17 protein-coding genes and 2 riboswitches are annotated in these 16,674 nt (G+C 49.0%); of the genes, 5 read left to right on the top strand and 12 right to left on the bottom strand.

What is annotated here, in order from left to right:
- Positions 1 to 18: 18 nt before the first annotated feature.
- The 7 genes from BLV22_RS02095 to BLV22_RS02065 form a co-directional block, all read right to left on the bottom strand.
- Complete coding sequence (locus BLV22_RS02095) at positions 19 to 1,515, bottom strand: tripartite tricarboxylate transporter permease (protein WP_091610628.1); 1,497 nt, start codon at positions 1,513 to 1,515, stop codon at positions 19 to 21.
- A gap of 13 nt (positions 1,516 to 1,528) precedes the next feature.
- Positions 1,529 to 1,936, bottom strand: coding sequence for a tripartite tricarboxylate transporter TctB family protein (locus tag BLV22_RS02090; protein ID WP_218130591.1), 408 nt, complete (start codon positions 1,934 to 1,936; stop codon positions 1,529 to 1,531).
- Between the two features lie 65 nt (positions 1,937 to 2,001).
- A complete protein-coding gene (locus BLV22_RS02085) occupies positions 2,002 to 3,072 on the bottom strand; it encodes a tripartite tricarboxylate transporter substrate-binding protein (protein WP_091610626.1) in 1,071 nt (356 codons plus the stop codon).
- A gap of 70 nt (positions 3,073 to 3,142) precedes the next feature.
- Positions 3,143 to 4,603 (bottom strand): alpha-ketoglutaric semialdehyde dehydrogenase GucD, encoded by a 1,461-nt coding sequence (gene gucD, locus BLV22_RS02080; RefSeq protein ID WP_091610624.1) that lies wholly within the window; start codon positions 4,601 to 4,603, stop codon positions 3,143 to 3,145.
- A gap of 26 nt (positions 4,604 to 4,629) precedes the next feature.
- Positions 4,630 to 5,559: a 5-dehydro-4-deoxyglucarate dehydratase gene (gene kdgD / locus BLV22_RS02075; protein WP_091610623.1), complete on the bottom strand. Its 930-nt coding sequence runs from the start codon at positions 5,557 to 5,559 to the stop codon at positions 4,630 to 4,632.
- Positions 5,560 to 5,574: 15 nt separating this feature from the next.
- Entirely contained in the window at positions 5,575 to 6,285 is a 711-nt protein-coding gene (locus tag BLV22_RS02070) for a FadR/GntR family transcriptional regulator (RefSeq protein WP_091610621.1), read from the bottom strand.
- 217 nt (positions 6,286 to 6,502) lie between these two features.
- Positions 6,503 to 7,573, bottom strand: a complete 1,071-nt coding sequence (locus BLV22_RS02065) for an aldo/keto reductase (RefSeq protein ID WP_091610619.1) — start codon at positions 7,571 to 7,573, stop codon at positions 6,503 to 6,505.
- A 232-nt stretch (positions 7,574 to 7,805) separates the two neighbouring features.
- Between BLV22_RS02065 and BLV22_RS02060 the strand changes: the two genes are divergently transcribed.
- Entirely contained in the window at positions 7,806 to 8,366 is a 561-nt protein-coding gene (locus BLV22_RS02060) for a GNAT family N-acetyltransferase (RefSeq protein ID WP_091610618.1), read from the top strand.
- 232 nt (positions 8,367 to 8,598) lie between these two features.
- Positions 8,599 to 8,898, top strand: coding sequence for a hypothetical protein (locus BLV22_RS02055; RefSeq protein ID WP_143030942.1), 300 nt, complete (start codon positions 8,599 to 8,601; stop codon positions 8,896 to 8,898).
- A gap of 92 nt (positions 8,899 to 8,990) precedes the next feature.
- On the opposite strand, the gene BLV22_RS02050 is transcribed toward BLV22_RS02055, so the two are convergent.
- The 5 genes from BLV22_RS02050 to BLV22_RS02035 all read right to left on the bottom strand — a co-directional run bounded on the left by BLV22_RS02050 (position 8,991) and on the right by BLV22_RS02035 (position 14,324).
- Complete coding sequence (locus tag BLV22_RS02050; RefSeq protein ID WP_091610615.1) at positions 8,991 to 10,667, bottom strand: catalase; 1,677 nt, start codon at positions 10,665 to 10,667, stop codon at positions 8,991 to 8,993.
- A gap of 174 nt (positions 10,668 to 10,841) precedes the next feature.
- The gene (locus BLV22_RS02045; RefSeq protein WP_176967603.1) at positions 10,842 to 12,575 is read right to left on the bottom strand and encodes a SulP family inorganic anion transporter; all 1,734 of its coding nucleotides are present in this window, start codon (positions 12,573 to 12,575) and stop codon (positions 10,842 to 10,844) included.
- 178 nt (positions 12,576 to 12,753) lie between these two features.
- The gene (locus BLV22_RS14925; protein ID WP_176967602.1) at positions 12,754 to 12,927 is read right to left on the bottom strand and encodes a hypothetical protein; all 174 of its coding nucleotides are present in this window, start codon (positions 12,925 to 12,927) and stop codon (positions 12,754 to 12,756) included.
- Positions 12,928 to 12,960: 33 nt separating this feature from the next.
- On the bottom strand, positions 12,961 to 13,524 hold the full coding sequence (locus BLV22_RS02040) for a hypothetical protein (RefSeq protein ID WP_091610612.1): 564 nt from the start codon (positions 13,522 to 13,524) through the stop codon (positions 12,961 to 12,963).
- 287 nt (positions 13,525 to 13,811) lie between these two features.
- Complete coding sequence (locus tag BLV22_RS02035) at positions 13,812 to 14,324, bottom strand: GNAT family N-acetyltransferase (RefSeq protein ID WP_091610610.1); 513 nt, start codon at positions 14,322 to 14,324, stop codon at positions 13,812 to 13,814.
- A 156-nt stretch (positions 14,325 to 14,480) separates the two neighbouring features.
- Positions 14,481 to 14,587: riboswitch (glycine riboswitch) on the top strand.
- Between the two features lie 3 nt (positions 14,588 to 14,590).
- Positions 14,591 to 14,668: riboswitch (glycine riboswitch) on the top strand.
- Positions 14,669 to 14,745: 77 nt separating this feature from the next.
- On the opposite strand from BLV22_RS02035, the gene BLV22_RS02030 reads away from it, so the two are divergent.
- Genes BLV22_RS02030 through BLV22_RS14920 form a run of 3 tightly spaced genes read left to right on the top strand, consistent with a single transcriptional unit; the run spans position 14,746 to position 16,300 of the window.
- Positions 14,746 to 15,243, top strand: coding sequence for a serine dehydratase beta chain (locus tag BLV22_RS02030; protein ID WP_176967601.1), 498 nt, complete (start codon positions 14,746 to 14,748; stop codon positions 15,241 to 15,243).
- Positions 15,240 to 16,124 (top strand): L-serine ammonia-lyase, iron-sulfur-dependent, subunit alpha, encoded by an 885-nt coding sequence (gene sdaAA / locus BLV22_RS02025; protein ID WP_091610608.1) that lies wholly within the window; start codon positions 15,240 to 15,242, stop codon positions 16,122 to 16,124. Before BLV22_RS02030 ends, sdaAA begins: the two co-directional genes overlap by 4 nt.
- Positions 16,125 to 16,159: 35 nt before the next feature.
- Entirely contained in the window at positions 16,160 to 16,300 is a 141-nt protein-coding gene (locus BLV22_RS14920) for a hypothetical protein (protein ID WP_176967600.1), read from the top strand.
- The last annotated feature ends 374 nt before the right edge of the window (positions 16,301 to 16,674 follow it).

The following is a 16,674-nucleotide window of genomic DNA, read 5'->3' as shown; positions in this document are numbered from 1 at the left end:
ATCAATTTATCTTGTCATTTACGTGCTTGCCTGATTTTTCTTTGATTTCTGGCTGTCAATAAACGCATAAACGAGCGAACCGAGGATCAAAATCCATAACACAATCGCGATCGGTCCCTGTGTGAAAAATACCGTCAGGTCGCCTCCGCTTCCCTTTAAACTGTCCACAAAATACTTTTCGGCTTCCATGCCCAGAATAAAGCCTATTAAAAATGCAGGAATCTGCACTCCTATTTTTGGAAAAATATAACCTAATACGCCGAATATCAGGAGCGTCCAGACGTCAAACATAATGCCGCTGTTAATTGCGTAGGAGCCAACTACACACATCAATACAATGATAGGAAAGATGATGTATTTGGGGATAAAAACAATTTTCGCGAAATATTTAATAGAGAAAAACATTAATATAAACATCGCAATATTTGCCACGACCAGAGTGATAACGATACCGCTCCATAAATCCGGATTTGAGGAAATAAATAGCGGCCCGACTTGAACTCCCTGCAGTAAAAATGCACCAATTAGTATGGCGGTCGTGCTGTCGCCTGGAATGCCGAGGGTAAGCAGCGGAATTAATGCTCCGCCAATCAGCCCATTGTTGGCCGATTCACTCGAAATCAGCCCTTCCGGCTCTCCAGTACCTAACCGCTCCGGATGCTTTGAAAAGTTTTTCGTCTGAGAGTAGGCCGTAATGGAGGCCGCACTGCCGCCTACACCAGGAAGCATACCGACGAACGTACCAATTAAGGAGGAGCGGGCGGTGTTGATATACTGGCCTTTAAATATTTTCAGACTGAATTTATTTTTTTCGGTTTTCTTCAGATCTAATTTTTGATGGGAAGCTGGTTTCATTCCCTCTTCCGCTTCCTGAAGAATCTGCCCTACAGCAAACAGGCCGATCAATACTGGAAGCAGGGAAAACCCATAAACCAGCTGTTCCTCTAAACCTGGCGGCATTAAGCGCATTTCGTTATTATCCGGAAACCGGCCGATCAGACTGATGAATATTCCCAGTACTCCGCTGAACAATCCGCCAATAAGGCTTCCCTTAGAGATAGATGCGATAATGGTGAGCGCAAAAACAATAATCAAAAATTTATCCACCGAGGTAAAATCAATAGCCACAGAAGCTAAAAAAGGAGCAAAGAGATACAGAACCGTTAAACTGAAAAACCCTCCGATAATTGAAGCTGTGATACCTACTTTTAACGCCTTTTCTCCTTCGCCTTTCTGCGTCATCGGATAACCGTCAAATGTCGTACAGAGCGAGGAAGGTGTTCCCGGTATGTTCAGCAGGATGGCTGGGACCAGCCCCCCGCTGATACCACCAACGTATAAACCTATCAACAGCCCAATAGAATCCACCATTTCCAGTACGTAGGTGAGCGGCAGAAAGATTGCGATCGCCATGGTAGCCGTCATGCCAGGAATCGCGCCCATAATAATGCCGATGAATACACCCAGGAAACATAATAGAACGGTGAATGGTGTAATTATTTCAAAAGCCAGCATTCGACTCCCCTCCTTACGGTAAAGTTATATCGAATAACTGGCCGAATACATACCATACAGCAATGGACGAAGCCAACGAATTCGATATCGATACAATGATGGTCTTTTTATTAAATTGGCCCGCATAGAGAATCGTAATTAAAAACATAAACAGAATACTGGCTGGCAAAAAACCGAATAAACTGAGCGCTGGCGGATACAGAACAAGCAAAACCAGCGTGGCGTAAAACTTTTTTGCATCGTAGTTTTCGGAAAAGAAACGAAATGGCTTTGGGCGCTTTTCTTTTCTTTTTAGCAGCTGTATTCCTTTCTGTAGAAGCAATGCGACCGCCAGAATAATCAGCGCGCCGATGATAATCCGGGGGAAAATCAAATGGTATTCATTAAACGATATATCCATAGTGAAAAAAGCAATAGTCATCTGCCGGCCTCCCTTTTAAAGCAGGGCTGTGCAGGTTCAGCTGCACAGCCAGCCTCTCTCTATTATTATTTAGCCAGGTCGTTCAGATCAGGAGCTTGTTCAATAATACTTTGCATGTTTTCACGTTTTTCCATGAGATGCTCTTCCGCTTCATCAGAAGGCATATGATTTACTGTATACGTATTTTTATTCAAAGCCTCAGCAAATTCTTCATCTTCTGCTAATTCTGCCATCGCGTTATCCAAAGCCGTGGTGTAACTTTCATCAATGTCTTTAGGAAGCAGGAAGAAAAACTCTTTTTCAAACACGAATTCTTCTCCGTCAACCGTAATACCCTGCTCCGCAAAGGTCGGAATATCGAATCCATCTACACGTTCCTCCGTAGTTACACCCAGGAACTTCATTTTGATATCGTCTTCCACGCCGTCTTCGGTGTATTCATTATTAGCCCCTATGGAGCCGTGGATAATGTCAGCGTTACCATCCCACAGAGCCTGGTTTTTATCCTCCTGAGAGCCCGTTACGTACACTTCAATCCGATCCGTTATTTCTGACCCGTATTCTTCTTCAGCCCACAAGTAGTAGCCGTCGAATACGATTTCAGAAACGCCGCCCTCTTCCAGAGCTACCGATACCGTTTCATCCGGATTGTCCTCCAGCCACTCGATCGACTCTGCCATGGTGTCGTAAGGGGCATCGGCAGAGGTTAAAAATGCATTCCCTGGATTTGTCGCCACCATAGGTCCAATCGTCCAGTTTTCCAGCTCGTAATCTTCGCTAAAGCTTCCGTATTCCACCCCAAGATAAGCCATGTCGTGGAAATACATGATAGTGCTTCCATCATCCTGAGCTCCGGACATTTCGCTGAACGCCCGATCCGCTCCAACCGCATCCACCTGCATATTAGTATCGAGGACTTCTTCAAGATTCCTCGTCGCAGCATCCGCAGTCTGATACGTGTCGCCTCCCGTCGAGGAAGAACCAATCACGGTACGTACCCGGTTGGGATCGATGGTTGTGCTGCTGCCCTCCTGGCCGCTCGTTTGTTCTCCTTGCCCTCCCGAATCTCCTGTCCCGCAGGCCGCCAGCATAAATCCCATCGAACCAACAGAAACTAAAGCCATCATTTTTTTCATCGCATTCACCTCTTCAAATTTTTATTAAAACGCTTTCATTTTTCTTTAAAAAAGGGGAGAGACCCCCTTTTTATTTGATAAACACCGTTTTCACGGCGGTGAAAAATTCCTTCGCTGCCTCTCCCTGCTCTCTCGTATGTGAGCTGGACTGCTTCATGCCGCCAAACGGTGCCTGCAGTTCAACGCCTGCACTTTCGGCATTCACCCGCACAAGTCCGGCATCCATATCATCAATAAAGGAAAGCATTTTCTGGACATTGGAGGTGAAAATCGATGCACTTAGTCCGTACTCCACGTTATTTGCAAGCTCGATGCCTTCTTCAAGATCGTCTACTTTCATTAACGCAAGCACCGGTCCGAATATTTCCTCCTGGGCGATGGTCATATCCGAAGTAATATTGTCAAAAACGGTTGGTTCTACAAAATAGCCCTGGTCAAAGCCATTCTCTTTTATCCGGTTTCCCCCGCAGAGGAGTTCTCCGCCTTCCTCTTTTCCTTTCTCAATATAGGAAAGTACAGTGTTTAATTGAGCTTCACTGGCACTTGGTCCCATCCAGATGCCTTCCTTCAGCCCATCTCCAACAGTAATTTCTTTCGTCTTTTCCAGTAATTTTTCTTTAAATGTTTCATAAACACTGCTATGAACAATAACGCGGCTTGTGGCTGTACATTTTTGTCCGGTGGATTTTAAGCCGCCGCTGATTGTGGCGTCGACAGCTAAATCAAGGTCTGCATCCTCTGCGACGATGACAGGGTTTTTTCCGCCCATTTCCAACTGGTACTTGGCTCCGCGGGAGAGAGCAATCTGTCCAAGCTTCTTCCCTACGGTATTCGAGCCCGTAAATGTCAGTGCGTTTACTTTACTGTGCTCAGCAATTCCCTGGCCGATCACAGAGCCCGGGCCGGTAACCATATTAATGACGCCTGCCGGCATTCCCGCTTCGGCAAAGCATTCCATCAGCTTCGCGCACGTTAAGGCGGCTTCCGTTGCCGGTTTAATAACGACAGTGTTGCCGTAGATGAGCGCCGGCGCAGATTTCCACATTGGTATTGCTACCGGGAAGTTCCAGGGCGTGATAACTCCTACAACGCCAAGCGGAGCGCGGGTCGTAAACATCAATGCATCTTTGTCTGACGAAGGAATCACATCCCCAATCTTTCTCATGCCTTCGCCGGCATAGTATCTGAGAATCGCTACTCCGCGTGCCGTTTCTCCCTTGGCCTCCGGAAGCGTTTTTCCCATTTCCCGGGTCATGCATTCGGCAATTTCATCCTTACGCTGCTCGACAATTTCCGCCACTTTATATAAGTACTGTCCCCGGTCGGCTCCTGCTAATTTGCCCCAGGATTTTTTGGCCTGATCCGCTGCTTCCACAGCTTGGTTGAGGTCCTCTTCTCCTGATTTTTGAATGGTGCCTACGACATCATTAAGGTCGGCCGGATTTTTGTTCGTGCTCACTTCATTGGTGCTGGATTTTACCCATTCACCGTTAATATAGTTCGAAAATGCGTTTTTTGCTGCTGTCTGCATAAAAGCTTCCCCTCCATTTTTAAAAATTAAATAGATACTTTCCGGCTGGACGGATATTTTTCATGTGCTGTTTTTAAAATCTGCCTCAATTCTTCATAATGCTCTTTTTCCACCGGTACGACTGGCGGGCGTACCGTGTTCCTTACAGGAAGTCCTACAATTTCCATTCCGGCTTTGATTAAAGAAACAGCGTATCCCTTTCTTTTTCTTCTTACACGGTTAATCGGCAGAATAATGTTATGGTAGATATCATTTACTGTTGCCTGATCCTGTTCCAGAAGGGCATCATAAAATCTTCTGGAAATGTGCGGAATGTAGTTTGAAATGGCGGAGGAATAACAGTTATATCCAAGCGGCAGATAGGCCGGCATTGTTACTTCTGCCATCGGCATCCCGTTCAGCCACCCAAGGCGATCGCCAATTTCCTGCGTGAGCTCCACATTTAACTCCATGTCCCCGACGCCGTCCTTCAAGCCTACAACCTGAGGAAATTCCGTCAGCCTTTGCAGCGTGTTCAAATTCACGACGGCATTCGCTCTTTGATACAACACCGCATTTAAATCTGTACTGGTAACGATAGCTTTGTAGTATTCATAGAGGCCTTCCTGTTCACTTTCAACTAAATACGGAGGAAGAACCAGATAGCCGTCTGCACCGCGTTTTTCGGAAATCTCTGCTTTTTCCACTGCGTCGAGCAGGTTTCCACCCACCCCGGTGTACACCGGAACCCGGCCGTTTACTTTTGAAATGGCTAATTGAGCTGCCTTATCAAACTCTTCGGTACTTAAGTTAGTAATTTCTCCTGCCCCACAGGCGATAAAAATGGACTCTAATCCTTCTTCAAGCAAAAATTCTATGTTTTCCTGCAGCGCCTGTTCATCAATGGCACCGCTTTCAAAATAGGGGGTAACCGGAAATCCTGAAATTCCAGTCGGCGGGGTACGGTCTGCTGGCATACTCTCTTCCTCCTTTTAGTTAATTCTTCTGTCTTCTACCGATCGGCCTATGCGGTCACGCACATGATCAAGATGGTTATACATGCTTCTGTAAGCTTCAATCGGATCACGGTTTAGCAATGCATGGTAGATGTCTTTATGCTGCTGGACCGTTTTTGATTTGCTCCGATCCTTTAAAGCGATATTTTCGAGCGTTTTGTCATACATATTCAGAATCGGATCAATCATGCCTTCTGTTAAGGAATTGCTGCCACTGTAAGCAATGATGCGGTGAAATTCCCGGTCGATTTCCGTGTAATCTTCATTCGTTTGTTCCATTTCTTCAATATTTTCGCTGAGCTTTTTAAGCTCCAGCTCTGATATTTTTTCTGCTGCCAGACCCACTAATCCCAGCTCATGAGTCAGACGGATCTCTATGACATTATCAATATCTCCTACGGATAAAGCGAGCATAATCTTAAATGGCTCGCTGCCAACTTTAGTGGAAAAGAATGTGCCTTCCTTCGTTTTCCGGTTGATAATACCAAGGGCTTCCAGCGAGCTTAACGCTTCCCGGAGTACCGGCCTGCTGACGTGAAGCATTTCCATCAGTTCCATTTCTGAAGGAAGCTTGTCCCCCGCTTTTAACTGTTCGCTTAACAGTAAATCAATAATTTGTTCAATGACCTGATTGGCTAACGTTTTTCTTTTTACTGATTTTATTTGTAACGGATCGTTCTCTTTCAATGTTTACCCTCCTTTCTGTTCATTTCGTGATTTTAATGTAAGACAAATAGACAAAAAAGTCAATCTGTTTTGTAAAATTATTTTATTGTAAGACAAATAAATTTTCTGAATGATTAAATTATTCCTTCGTTAAAAAGCATAAAAAAGAAGCCGCTTATATTCGTAAGCGGCTTCTTTAACCAGTTTTGCTTAACAAATCTGATTCTTTTTATAAAATTTATTCGTCCATTCCCATCGACTTCCTGTATCCTTCCAGATATGGCATTTCGGACGGACTTCCCATTTCAAAGCCGGCCATCGTCCGGTGCCATAACGGGTAAAGGGGTGCCGGACGTGCGACGGATTCAATCCGGTCATGCTCGTCCTGCGTCAGGTACATATCTGCCGACGCCAGGTTTTCACGCAGCTGCTCTTCGTTGCGGGCCGCAATGACGATCGGACCGACGTTCGGGCGATCCTTGACCCATGCGTAGGCAATTTGCGGTACGGTTGCACTCCGTCCTTCAGCTACTTCTTCAAGCGCGTCGATGACCTGATACAGGCGTTCTTCGTCCTGAATCCACGGCTCCGGCCAGCCTTCGCCCTGGCGGGTATTGGCCGGGGCTTTTTTATTCCGGCCGATCTTGCCGTTAAGAAGTCCTTCGCCAAGCGGACTCCAGATCATTGAGCTTACGCCAAGCTCACGGCCTGCCGGCAGCAGCTCGTATTCTGCTTCCCTTGCCTCCGGCGTGTAGTAGATCTGCTGGGTAACCGGCGGGATGTAGCCCGGACGCTCCGCGACCGAAAATGTTCTTGCGAGCGCCCAGCCGCTGTAGTTGGAGACGCCCCAGTACCGGATTTTTCCGGATTTCACCAGATTGGTCATTGTTTCCACGGTTTCTTCTATAGGTGTGCGCCCGTCCCACAGATGCACAAAATATACGTCCAGGTGATCGGTGCCGAGCCGCTCGAGCGTCCGGTCAATGGACGCTTCGATGTTGCTGCGGGATGCGCCGAGAGCGTTCGGGTCGTTGTCAAAATGAAAGCCGGTTTTGGACGTCAGAAGCACTTCGTTCCGGCGTCCTTTAATCGCGGAGCCCAACACGCGTTCAGCATCGCCCTTCGAATACAGGTTCGCTGTATCAAACATGTTCATACCTGCTTCAAGTGATATATCCACTATGCGCCGGGCGTCGTTTTCATCGATATTTCCTGTTGCTTCAAATCCGTTCGTGCCGCTGAAGGGAATGGTCCCAAGTATATACTTCGGCACGCGCAGTCCGGAGTTTCCTAAATAAACATATTCCATTGTTAAAGCCCCCTGTGTGTTAAAAATTCCTCTGGCTGTCCGGTCACCGTCTGTTATATCAATTCCTTTGTTCTAATTCCTTGAATGATTTTTCTGCAAACATTTGTAAATGAATACTTTTTAATATTGTTCAGCTTTTCACCCATTGCACTCATTTTCATGATATAATTTTATTCAATTTCCTTTTATTGGATAAAATTGGTTTAAATACCACGGTGCAGGAGGTCGCATTATGTTTGAGGAAAACTCCGTGAAGGAGAAATTAGAAACCGGGCGTCTCCGGTTGAGAATTCCAGACGTTATTCAGGATACAGGCACCGTTTTTCAGGGGATCAAGCTCTCCCATTCCAGCCTGAAAACATGGATGAGCGCCTTTCAGGACCAGCCCACGCTTGCGGGCACTGAAGCCTTTTTAACGAAAGCCTGTGAGCAATTTTCAACCAGGCAGAAGCTCCGCTATTTACTGTTTGAAAAGCAGTATGGCACCTTCGTTGGAAGCATAGTTATTCAGGAAATTGCCTGGCACGTGCCACGCTGTGAGCTGGGCTACTGGATACTGGACCCTTTCCAGCGCAGAGGATTTGCACTCGAAGCTGTCACGGAAGTCGTCCGTTACGCCTTGGAGGAGCTGGGAATGAACCGAATCGAAGCCTGGACAGACGAACGAAACTATCCAGGCACGGCAATGCTTGCCAGGGCCGGCTTTCAGCTGGACGGTATCCTGAAAAATGACGAACGATCCGCGGACGGAACTCATTTAATACATTCAGCAGTGTATTCAATTACTGCTTAGCACCAAGCTTACAGCCTGCTCCTTTATATTAGGTCTTTTAGCATGAGTAATTATTGGAAAAAAGGGGTATACATACAGATATGGGTATTGACCCTTCTCTTTAAACTTTTGTTATCACAGCCAGCTGAACAAGCTTTATATACGTCTGATTTAGGAAAAATGCTTTCAGGAGGTTTCTGTCTTCCGGGTAGAAACTGCCTTTTTGTTTGCATTTAAAGGAGTATTTAATTTTATGTCTTCCATCGTGTTTGGCTATACTTTTTATGATAAAGAACTGCTCGTCGGGACAGCGGCCAGCTTAGAACCGTATCTTCAGGGACAAAAAGCAAAAATGTTCGAAAGCATCGACAAATTGTTTCAGACTCTTCATCCGTTCGCGGTGAACGGCACCTCCATATGCTTTTTGGCTGACGCCCGTGTGTTGAAGGCTCCGTGGGCTTCCTATGATTTAAGCCACCGCCCTCAGCCGCCATGCTTTCACACGCGCAACGCTTTTAACAGGGATGACGACCAACAGGCTTTCGGAAAATAATATGACTTTTCGAAGTCCAGCGGCAAGTAAAAAGCTGAAGCCGGAGATTATTCTCCAGCTTCAGCTTTTATTGTTTTTCAGAGTTCTTCGGATTAATAAGGATCCGATGGAACGCCGTGCTCTTCAGCCTGCTTCACGCCTTCTTCTGTTTTCGTGGCGCCTGCAGGTCCGCCGTGCGTAGAATCCTGGTCTGCGCCGTCTGCGGAGCTGCTGTTTTTCAGCCCTTCTTCAACCCGGCGGCCGTATTCTTCATCGCATTTTTTAAAGTGGGCAATCATTTCTTCCTGGATTTCCTTTTTACATGGAATCAGGTTGTCGACGAGGTTTTTGATTAATTCGTCCTTTTCCCATTCCTTAAACTTGCGGAACGTTTCTCCCGCCTGCCGGTAAGGATTCTGGCGGTCGATGGCTTCTTTTTTCACTTCCCCTTCGGTATAAGGAGTGTGCGGCTTGCCGCTCATCTCCGCTTCCTTCAGGTTATTCAGCGTGGAAGGCTCGTAGTTCACGTGCGGATTCTGCCCTTCGTCATTATCGACTTTATACGACATCTGTCCGCCGCGCTGGTTGGTTGCAACTTTTTTCTTCGCCTGGTTGATCGGCAGCTGCAGATAGTTGGCACCGACGCGGTACCGCTGCGTATCCGAGTACGAGAACGTCCGGCCCTGCAGCATTTTATCGTCGGAGAAATCCATGCCGTCAACAAGGACGCCGGTACCGAAGGCCACCTGTTCGACTTCGTTGAAATAGTCCTCCGGATTGCGGTCAAGCACGAGCTTGCCGACCGGGATCCACGGGAACTGCTCTTTCGGCCACAGCTTCGTATCATCAAGCGGGTCAAAGTCGAGCTCCGGATGATCGTCGTCACTCATCACCTGTACGCGAAGCTCCCATTCCGGATAGTTGCCTTCCTCAATGGCTTCGTACAGATCCTGGGTGGCGTGGTTGAAGTTTTTGCTCTGGATGCTGTCCGCTTCTTCCTGGGTCAGGTTGCGGATGCCCTGAACCGGTTCAAAGTGGTATTTTACGAGTACCGCTTCACCGTCTTCGTTCACCCATTTGTACGTGTTTACCCCGGAGCCCTGCATCTGCCGGTAGTTGGCCGGAATGCCCCACGGGGAGAATAAAAACGTCAGCATGTGCATCGATTCCGGTGTCTGCGACATAAAGTCGAAGATCCGTTCACTGTCCTGCACGTTCGTGACCGGATCCGGCTTCAATGCGTGAATGACATCCGGAAATTTGATGGCATCCCGGATGAAAAATACCTTCAGGTTGTTGCCGACGAGGTCCCAGTTGCCGTCCTCGGTATAAAATTTCACCGCAAATCCGCGCGGATCCCGAAGCGTTTCCGGGGAAGTCCCGCCGTGGATAACGGTGGAAAAACGTACAAACGCCGGTGTCTGCTTGCCTTCCTCCTGGAAGATTTTTGCGCGTGTATATTTGGAAATCGGCTCATCGCCAAAGGAACCATACGCTTCAAAATAGCCGTGCGCACCTGCTCCCCTGGCGTGCACCACACGCTCCGGTATACGTTCACGGTCAAAATGGCTGATTTTTTCCAGAAATTCATAATTTTCAAGCGTTGTCGGTCCGCGATTGCCTACGGTTTTCGAGTTTTGGTTGTCCCGGACAGGATGGCCCTGTCTTGTCGTTAACGTTCCGTCTTCATTTGTATTTTGCTTATCGTCGTTTTTTTCTTCGTCGTGTTCGCGTTCGTTTTTGCGGTCTTTACTCAATGTAATTATACCTCCTTTAGAAAATCTACTCATTTTTACCCGGGTTGATAATGGTTAAAACGATAATTCTGAATTTTTTAAATTTAAAGTACATAGCTATATACCCTGTCATATCAGTCTTACAAAGGTTGTGCCTTTGATACTATGGGAACACAGAACAAGCCGGCGGGGGATTCCCTGCCGGCCTGGTTCGTTGCTGTACGCATGTTAAATCATATAGTCCCAGGAGTCCTGCTTCGGCTCTGTGGGCGTTTTAAACGGGCCGTTGCCCTCGTGTTCAAGAAAGCCTTCGAGGGTCTGGTATTTAATCGCTTCGGCGTATTTTTCATCCCATCCGGCCCTAAGCAGCAGATCCCGGACCGGGCCTTTCAGCTCGACAAACCATACCTGCACGTCCGGGTCCCGGCGGAACATTTCAATAATCTGTTCGAGAGCGCCGATGCCGGTGGTGTCAATGTCGTTCACCCCGGACATGTCAATCGCGGCCTTCAGCCCGCCACCCTCCGTTTTGCGGCGATCCTGAATCGTTTTTTCCACCATTTTCACAAAATAGCCGACGTTCGAAAAATGAATGCGCGTATCCGCCCGGACGAGCACCGTGCCCGGCACCCGCTTCGCATGCGGGAACCGCTGCAGATCAAGATAGCTGTGGGTATCCTCCTCATAGCCGATCTCCACAATGTTCGGCCGGGAAATGTGGCGCAAAAGCAGCAGGATGGAAAAGCCGATGCCGATCAAAAGCCCCCACTGGATGCCGACGAGAAGCGTCGCCGCAAACGTCACGATCCATACCCAGCCGTCCTCCGGCTTAACCCGGAAGGCGTCCTTCAGCGACCGAGTGTTGATCAGGCCGGTGACCGAAACGAGAATAATCGCTGCGAGCACCGCGTATGGCAGAAAGTAGAATAAGGACGTGAAAAAAAGGAGCGTGACGAGCACCCCGGCAGCGGTAATAATCATCGCCGCCTGCGAGGCTGCTCCTGAACGGTAGCTGATGGCACTTCTTGAAAAGCTTCCGGTGACCGCATAGGAGGAAAAGAACGGACCGGCAATATTTGCATACCCAATTGCCCGGATCTCTTTGTTCAGGTCGACACCGGTATCGTTTTTGTCGCTCAGCGTTTTCGTAATCGCAAGCGTCTCCATCATCGCAATCAGCGCAATCGTCAGCGCTGTCGGAATTAACACCTGCACATCCGCAAGGTTAAAGCCCGGCACGGTAAAATCCGGAAGGCCCTGGGGCACATCCCCGACGACGCTCACGCCCTGGTTGTCGAGGCGGAAAAGACCGACCGCCGCAATGCTCAGCACCACAACAATAAGGGAAACCGGAAGATTCCGTTTTACTTTCCGGCCCCCGATCAGCACCAGAAGGCTCAAGATTCCTACGAGCAGGGTCGGGATATGTACCTGCGGGAGATGGACGATCACATCCCGAAGCAGCGGGATAATCTGTGTCTGGCTGCCTACGCTGATGCCCATAAACTGGCCGAGCTGGCTCATGCCTATCGCGATCGCCACCGCCGATGTAAAACCGCTGATCACGTTCGGCGAAATGAATTTTACAAACGCGGCTGCATTCAGCAGGCCGAGCGCCACCTGCATCACCCCGACCATGACCGTAAGCAGCAGCACGAGCGCCACATAATCCGGCGTCCCCGGCTCCGCATACAGCGACACACCGGAAAAAACAAGAATGGACGCCATCGCCACCGGCCCGATAGCCAGATGCTTCGATCCCCCGAACAGGGCGTAGATTAAAAGCGGAAGCAGCGAAGCATACAGCCCCATCACCGGCGGCAGGCCGGCGAGTACGGCGTAGGCCATTCCCTGCGGAACGATCAAAATAAAAATCGTAAAGCCCGCAGCCATATCCTTTTTCAGCGACTGATTGTTGTACTCCTGCGGTATGCTTAATATATTTTTAATTCTCCGGGGCATAAATCCTTCCTTCTTTCTCCGTGAACTTACAAAGTGTTCAATCTCTCTCTCATAAATCATGAACCATAACCGCTTAAAAGAAAAGCCCGTACCGCACCTTTTTGTAAAAACAGACTAACGCCTGCAGCAGTAAACAGGCAGCACCATAAGGGCAGGCACCCGGAGGTCCCTGCCCTTGTTAATGCTCCCGTTCACTTTTCAGCTCTTCTTTGATTTCGGCCTTCAGCCGCTCGTACGCACGTTCATCCAGCTGTTCTTTGTTTGCGTGGTTCATCCGTTCGCCAAGTGCTTTCATGTTAAAAGCAATCATCAAAAGAGCGCCGAATATCAACAGATCCATAAACACGGCCATGGTTTTTCCTCCTTGGGACTATGTGCTTTCTATCTACCCGCTGTTCTGTAAAAAGACTTTAATCTGTTCGCGGTGGGCGTCGGTGTCCGCCCTCGCCTCCTCCGAGTATGAAATGGAATAGGTGCCCCCATTCGCATGAAACGTATAAATCATAGGACCGCTTTGAATGTCCCGTCCCACCGGGCGTCCGCCAATACTGAGCACATCATCATGAGCTCCGAAGACCATCTGGTCGCCCGCTTCGTAATTTAAAATAATGTGAATGTCACTGCTGTAAATTCCGTACACCAGGCGCGTACTGTAGTCTTCTTCATACCGGTGCCGGTTGCCGGCGTCCTGAAAATGAGGCAAAAGCTCCTCCTCTTCTTCTTCGCTGTACCAAATTTCCAAATCTTCGGGCTCTCCTTCATCATCCTCGTTGATCTGCGCCCTCGAAATCGATGACTCGCTAAAAGATGGAAGAGGCACTTCTTCTCCCCATTCCGCTTCTATATTTCCGGGAACATTTTCCTCTTCCTCCGTGTAGTAAACAGGAACGGAACAAGCACTTAAAAGGATAAACATACCGGCCGCTCCGGCAGGAAAAATCTTTTTCATTATGTATTTCCTCCGCTCCCATGATTGACGTTACCGTTGTCGTTCTAATAGTAAAGCTACCGGCTTTTTTTCACCACCCGGGTGCCCGCGAGAAAATCATGCACCGCCCGTTTATCCCTCCGGACAAGAATTACTGAGCAGCCGGGTCCCGAGCCCCGCAGGTTCCTGTTGCATACAAACGCTCCTTTAGTCATTGTTGTGATAATTTCTTGTTTTCTATTTTTTCATAATAAACTAATTTTTGGAAGTACCAATCCCGATGACTGCTGCATTTTCCAGCGAAGTGTTCAGTCTTCGGGGAATAACGCGGTGTTCAGCCGGCCCATCACCAGCACATTGTAATACGAGCCCCGGGCAAAATGAGCTTTACGGAGCGTACCTTCTGTTTCAAACCCCCGGTTTTTATACAGCTGAACTGCGCGCTCGTTTCCTTCCACCACGTCCAGCTCCAGCCGCAATAAGCCTAAATAATTGTCGGCGATATCCAGCAGCTGATCAAGCAGAAGGCTGCCGATTCCCTGGTTCTGAAACTCATCGTGTACTGCCATGGCGGTCCGGCCGTAGTAATGAAGCCTGCCGCCGAGCACCTCCAGGGAGCCGATACCGACGACATGCTGGTCGTATTCTGCGACAACAACATGATCGTTTTCCGTCAGCCCTTCGATATACGACTGATTGGAAGCTCTCCGTTCCGAAGGAAGTCCCAGCGCATAATGCATGACAGAGGGCTGGCGCCGGAGAATATTAATGTCTTTTTCGTCTTCCGCTGCCACGGGGCGCAGAATAATTTGTTCAGTCATAGTCGTATCCCTTCCTTCCTTTTCGTAAATTGGTTTATGATGACAAACCGACAGGCTGCATCCAGTATATCGTTTTGGTTCCAACTGTCAAAAAATAGGTTTACTTTTCCATATGGGGTGTTTAAACTGAAAGTAACACAAATATTGGTTTTGCAGATGAACGTATTGGGAGAGCCTGTAGAATATATTACAGCACCGAAGGAGCAATTCTTCCCACCAGCCGGGAAGAAAAAACTCTCAGGTACCAGGACCAGTACAGGATGCACCTCTGGAGAAGGTATACGTACCTGCCGAAGAAGAAAATTCTTGTCAAAGAATGAAATCTTTCAGGCACACAGACAGAGAAACGGCGCCCCAGGCCGCTTCTCTGTCTTTTTTTCATTTTTGTAATCGCTTTCAATTCAGATATGGAGGAATCGTTATGGAGTTTGACAGCTGTTTTGATATTATCGGCCCGATTATGGTCGGCCCCTCGAGCTCGCATACTGCGGGGGTCGTATCGATCGGGAAATTCGTGCACGACTGGCTCGGAGAGGTCGCCGATGTAACAATCACGTTCTACGGCTCTCTCGCCTCCACCTACCAGGGACACGGCTCGGATAAAGCCATACTCGGCGGCCTGCTCGGATTATCCGCACACGACATCAACGTCCGGAGTGCGTACGCGCTGGCAAAGGACAAGGGCCTCCGCTACGATTTTCAGTTCTGCACGGACATCCCGGGCGGCTGCCACCCAAACACAGTGCATCTGCAGGCCTCGTCCAGCACAGAAAATGTTCACGCATCCGGCGCCTCCATCGGGGGCGGCGTTGCCTACATTTATAAAATCAACGGACATCACACAAGCATTAATTTGGGAACGGGGGCGGAGATTTCCTCGATCGCTGCCCGGACAAAAAAGGAGGCTCCATTTAGATGAAAGATACTATAGAGAGCATTGTGCAGGAGTGCATGGCCCAGGACGTATCCATCGGCGAATGGATGCTGCGTCGTGAAGTGGATCGCTCCGGTTCGTCCCGTGAGCAGATTTTCGGGCGCATGCAGGAGCGGCTGCATGTGATGAAGCAGGCCGTCCGGGACGGATTGAGTGACATCACGGAAACAGAAAGCAGGCTTTCGGGCGGCGACGCCTGCCGGATGCATCAGTATAACCAAAACACCGCCCCGTTGTCCGGTCCGGTGATCAGCACGGCGATGACAGCCGCTATGGCCACCTCGGAGAGCAACGCCAAAATGGGGCTTATTGTAGCGACGCCTACGGCAGGGTCTGCCGGCATTCTTCCCGGGGTGATGGTTTCTCTTCAGGACAACCGCGGCGTCGATGATGACACCCTGACAATGGGGCTGTTTGCAGCGAGCGCCATCGGCTACGTGTTCGCAAACCATGCCTTTATTTCCGGGGCCGCCGGCGGCTGCCAGGCTGAAATCGGTTCAGCGACGGCCATGGCCGCCGGCACGATCACAGAGCTGCAGCAGGGTACTCCGGAGCAGGCGGCTCACGCCACAGCGATGGCGATGAAGTCGCTCCTCGGTCTTGTATGTGACCCGGTCGCCGGGCTCGTCGAAGTGCCGTGCGTGAAAAGAAACGTCATCGGTACGTCCATCGCGTTTTCTGCAGCCGACATGGCGTTAGCGGGCATTACCAGCCGCATTCCGTGTGATGAAGTCATTCAGACGATGCACACTATCGGCCGCGACATGCCCGGCAGCCTGAAAGAAACCGCTGAAGGCGGGCTTGCCCAGACGCCGACGGGAAAAGAAGCCGCCCGGAGGCTGTATCAGCGCCCCTGTACTTTATGACCACTGCGCGCTAATTCCATCCAAGAGGTGAAGCTATGAACGAACGACGCTTTTTTCAAATCTGGTTCGGCACTCTCACTCTCGTCAGCATGCTGTTTACGTACTGGGCTATAGCGGTGTTCGCCTTTCTTTTAGGCGTTCTCTGCTTTTATCCTCCAAAAACCGATAAGGCGTGAAATTTTCCCGCAATTCAAAAAGGCTTGAATATGGAGCACACCAGATTCAAGCCCATTTTCATGATATGACACTTCAGCTTTATTCCAATTCCAGGCATTCTGCTTTCTGTATTGTCCCACCCGTGCTATTCTTGTTATAAGACCCTTCAAAGGAGGTCATTATTATCGACCATTTTGCATATGTACTTCAACGCCCCAAAAATCAGGTATACATAGGAACAGCCACCGATATTCGTTCACGCTTCGGCAGCCAGGAGCCCGTTTATTTTTGTTCGGAGGATGAACTGCTCGACAGTTTAAACGCGTTTCGGGATGAAGAGCTCATCATTACTACCGTCAGTGAACTCCCTGTGATTAAACAAAAATGGGACGAT

The sequence above is a fragment of the Marinococcus luteus genome (assembly GCF_900106595.1).
Lineage (GTDB): Bacteria > Bacillota > Bacilli > Bacillales > Marinococcaceae > Marinococcus > Marinococcus luteus.
The sequence above is the reverse complement of the archived record's forward strand: the minus strand, read 5'-3'. Positions and strand labels throughout refer to the sequence as shown.

Coding starts and splice junctions, on each gene's coding strand:
- BLV22_RS02095 (WP_091610628.1), bottom strand. CDS start 1,515: ATGCTGGCTTTTGAAATAATTACACCATTCACCGTTCTATTATGTTTC.
- BLV22_RS02090 (WP_218130591.1), bottom strand. CDS start 1,936: ATGACTATTGCTTTTTTCACTATGGATATATCGTTTAATGAATACCAT.
- BLV22_RS02085 (WP_091610626.1), bottom strand. CDS start 3,072: ATGAAAAAAATGATGGCTTTAGTTTCTGTTGGTTCGATGGGATTTATG.
- gucD (WP_091610624.1), bottom strand. CDS start 4,603: ATGCAGACAGCAGCAAAAAACGCATTTTCGAACTATATTAACGGTGAA.
- kdgD (WP_091610623.1), bottom strand. CDS start 5,559: ATGCCAGCAGACCGTACCCCGCCGACTGGAATTTCAGGATTTCCGGTT.
- BLV22_RS02065 (WP_091610619.1), bottom strand. CDS start 7,573: ATGGAATATGTTTATTTAGGAAACTCCGGACTGCGCGTGCCGAAGTAT.
- BLV22_RS02060 (WP_091610618.1), top strand. CDS start 7,806: ATGTTTGAGGAAAACTCCGTGAAGGAGAAATTAGAAACCGGGCGTCTC.
- BLV22_RS02055 (WP_143030942.1), top strand. CDS start 8,599: ATGTCTTCCATCGTGTTTGGCTATACTTTTTATGATAAAGAACTGCTC.
- BLV22_RS02050 (WP_091610615.1), bottom strand. CDS start 10,667: ATGAGTAGATTTTCTAAAGGAGGTATAATTACATTGAGTAAAGACCGC.
- BLV22_RS02045 (WP_176967603.1), bottom strand. CDS start 12,575: ATGCCCCGGAGAATTAAAAATATATTAAGCATACCGCAGGAGTACAAC.
- BLV22_RS14925 (WP_176967602.1), bottom strand. CDS start 12,927: ATGGCCGTGTTTATGGATCTGTTGATATTCGGCGCTCTTTTGATGATT.
- BLV22_RS02040 (WP_091610612.1), bottom strand. CDS start 13,524: ATGAAAAAGATTTTTCCTGCCGGAGCGGCCGGTATGTTTATCCTTTTA.
- BLV22_RS02035 (WP_091610610.1), bottom strand. CDS start 14,324: ATGACTGAACAAATTATTCTGCGCCCCGTGGCAGCGGAAGACGAAAAA.
- BLV22_RS02030 (WP_176967601.1), top strand. CDS start 14,746: ATGGAGTTTGACAGCTGTTTTGATATTATCGGCCCGATTATGGTCGGC.
- sdaAA (WP_091610608.1), top strand. CDS start 15,240: ATGAAAGATACTATAGAGAGCATTGTGCAGGAGTGCATGGCCCAGGAC.
- BLV22_RS14920 (WP_176967600.1), top strand. CDS start 16,160: ATGAACGAACGACGCTTTTTTCAAATCTGGTTCGGCACTCTCACTCTC.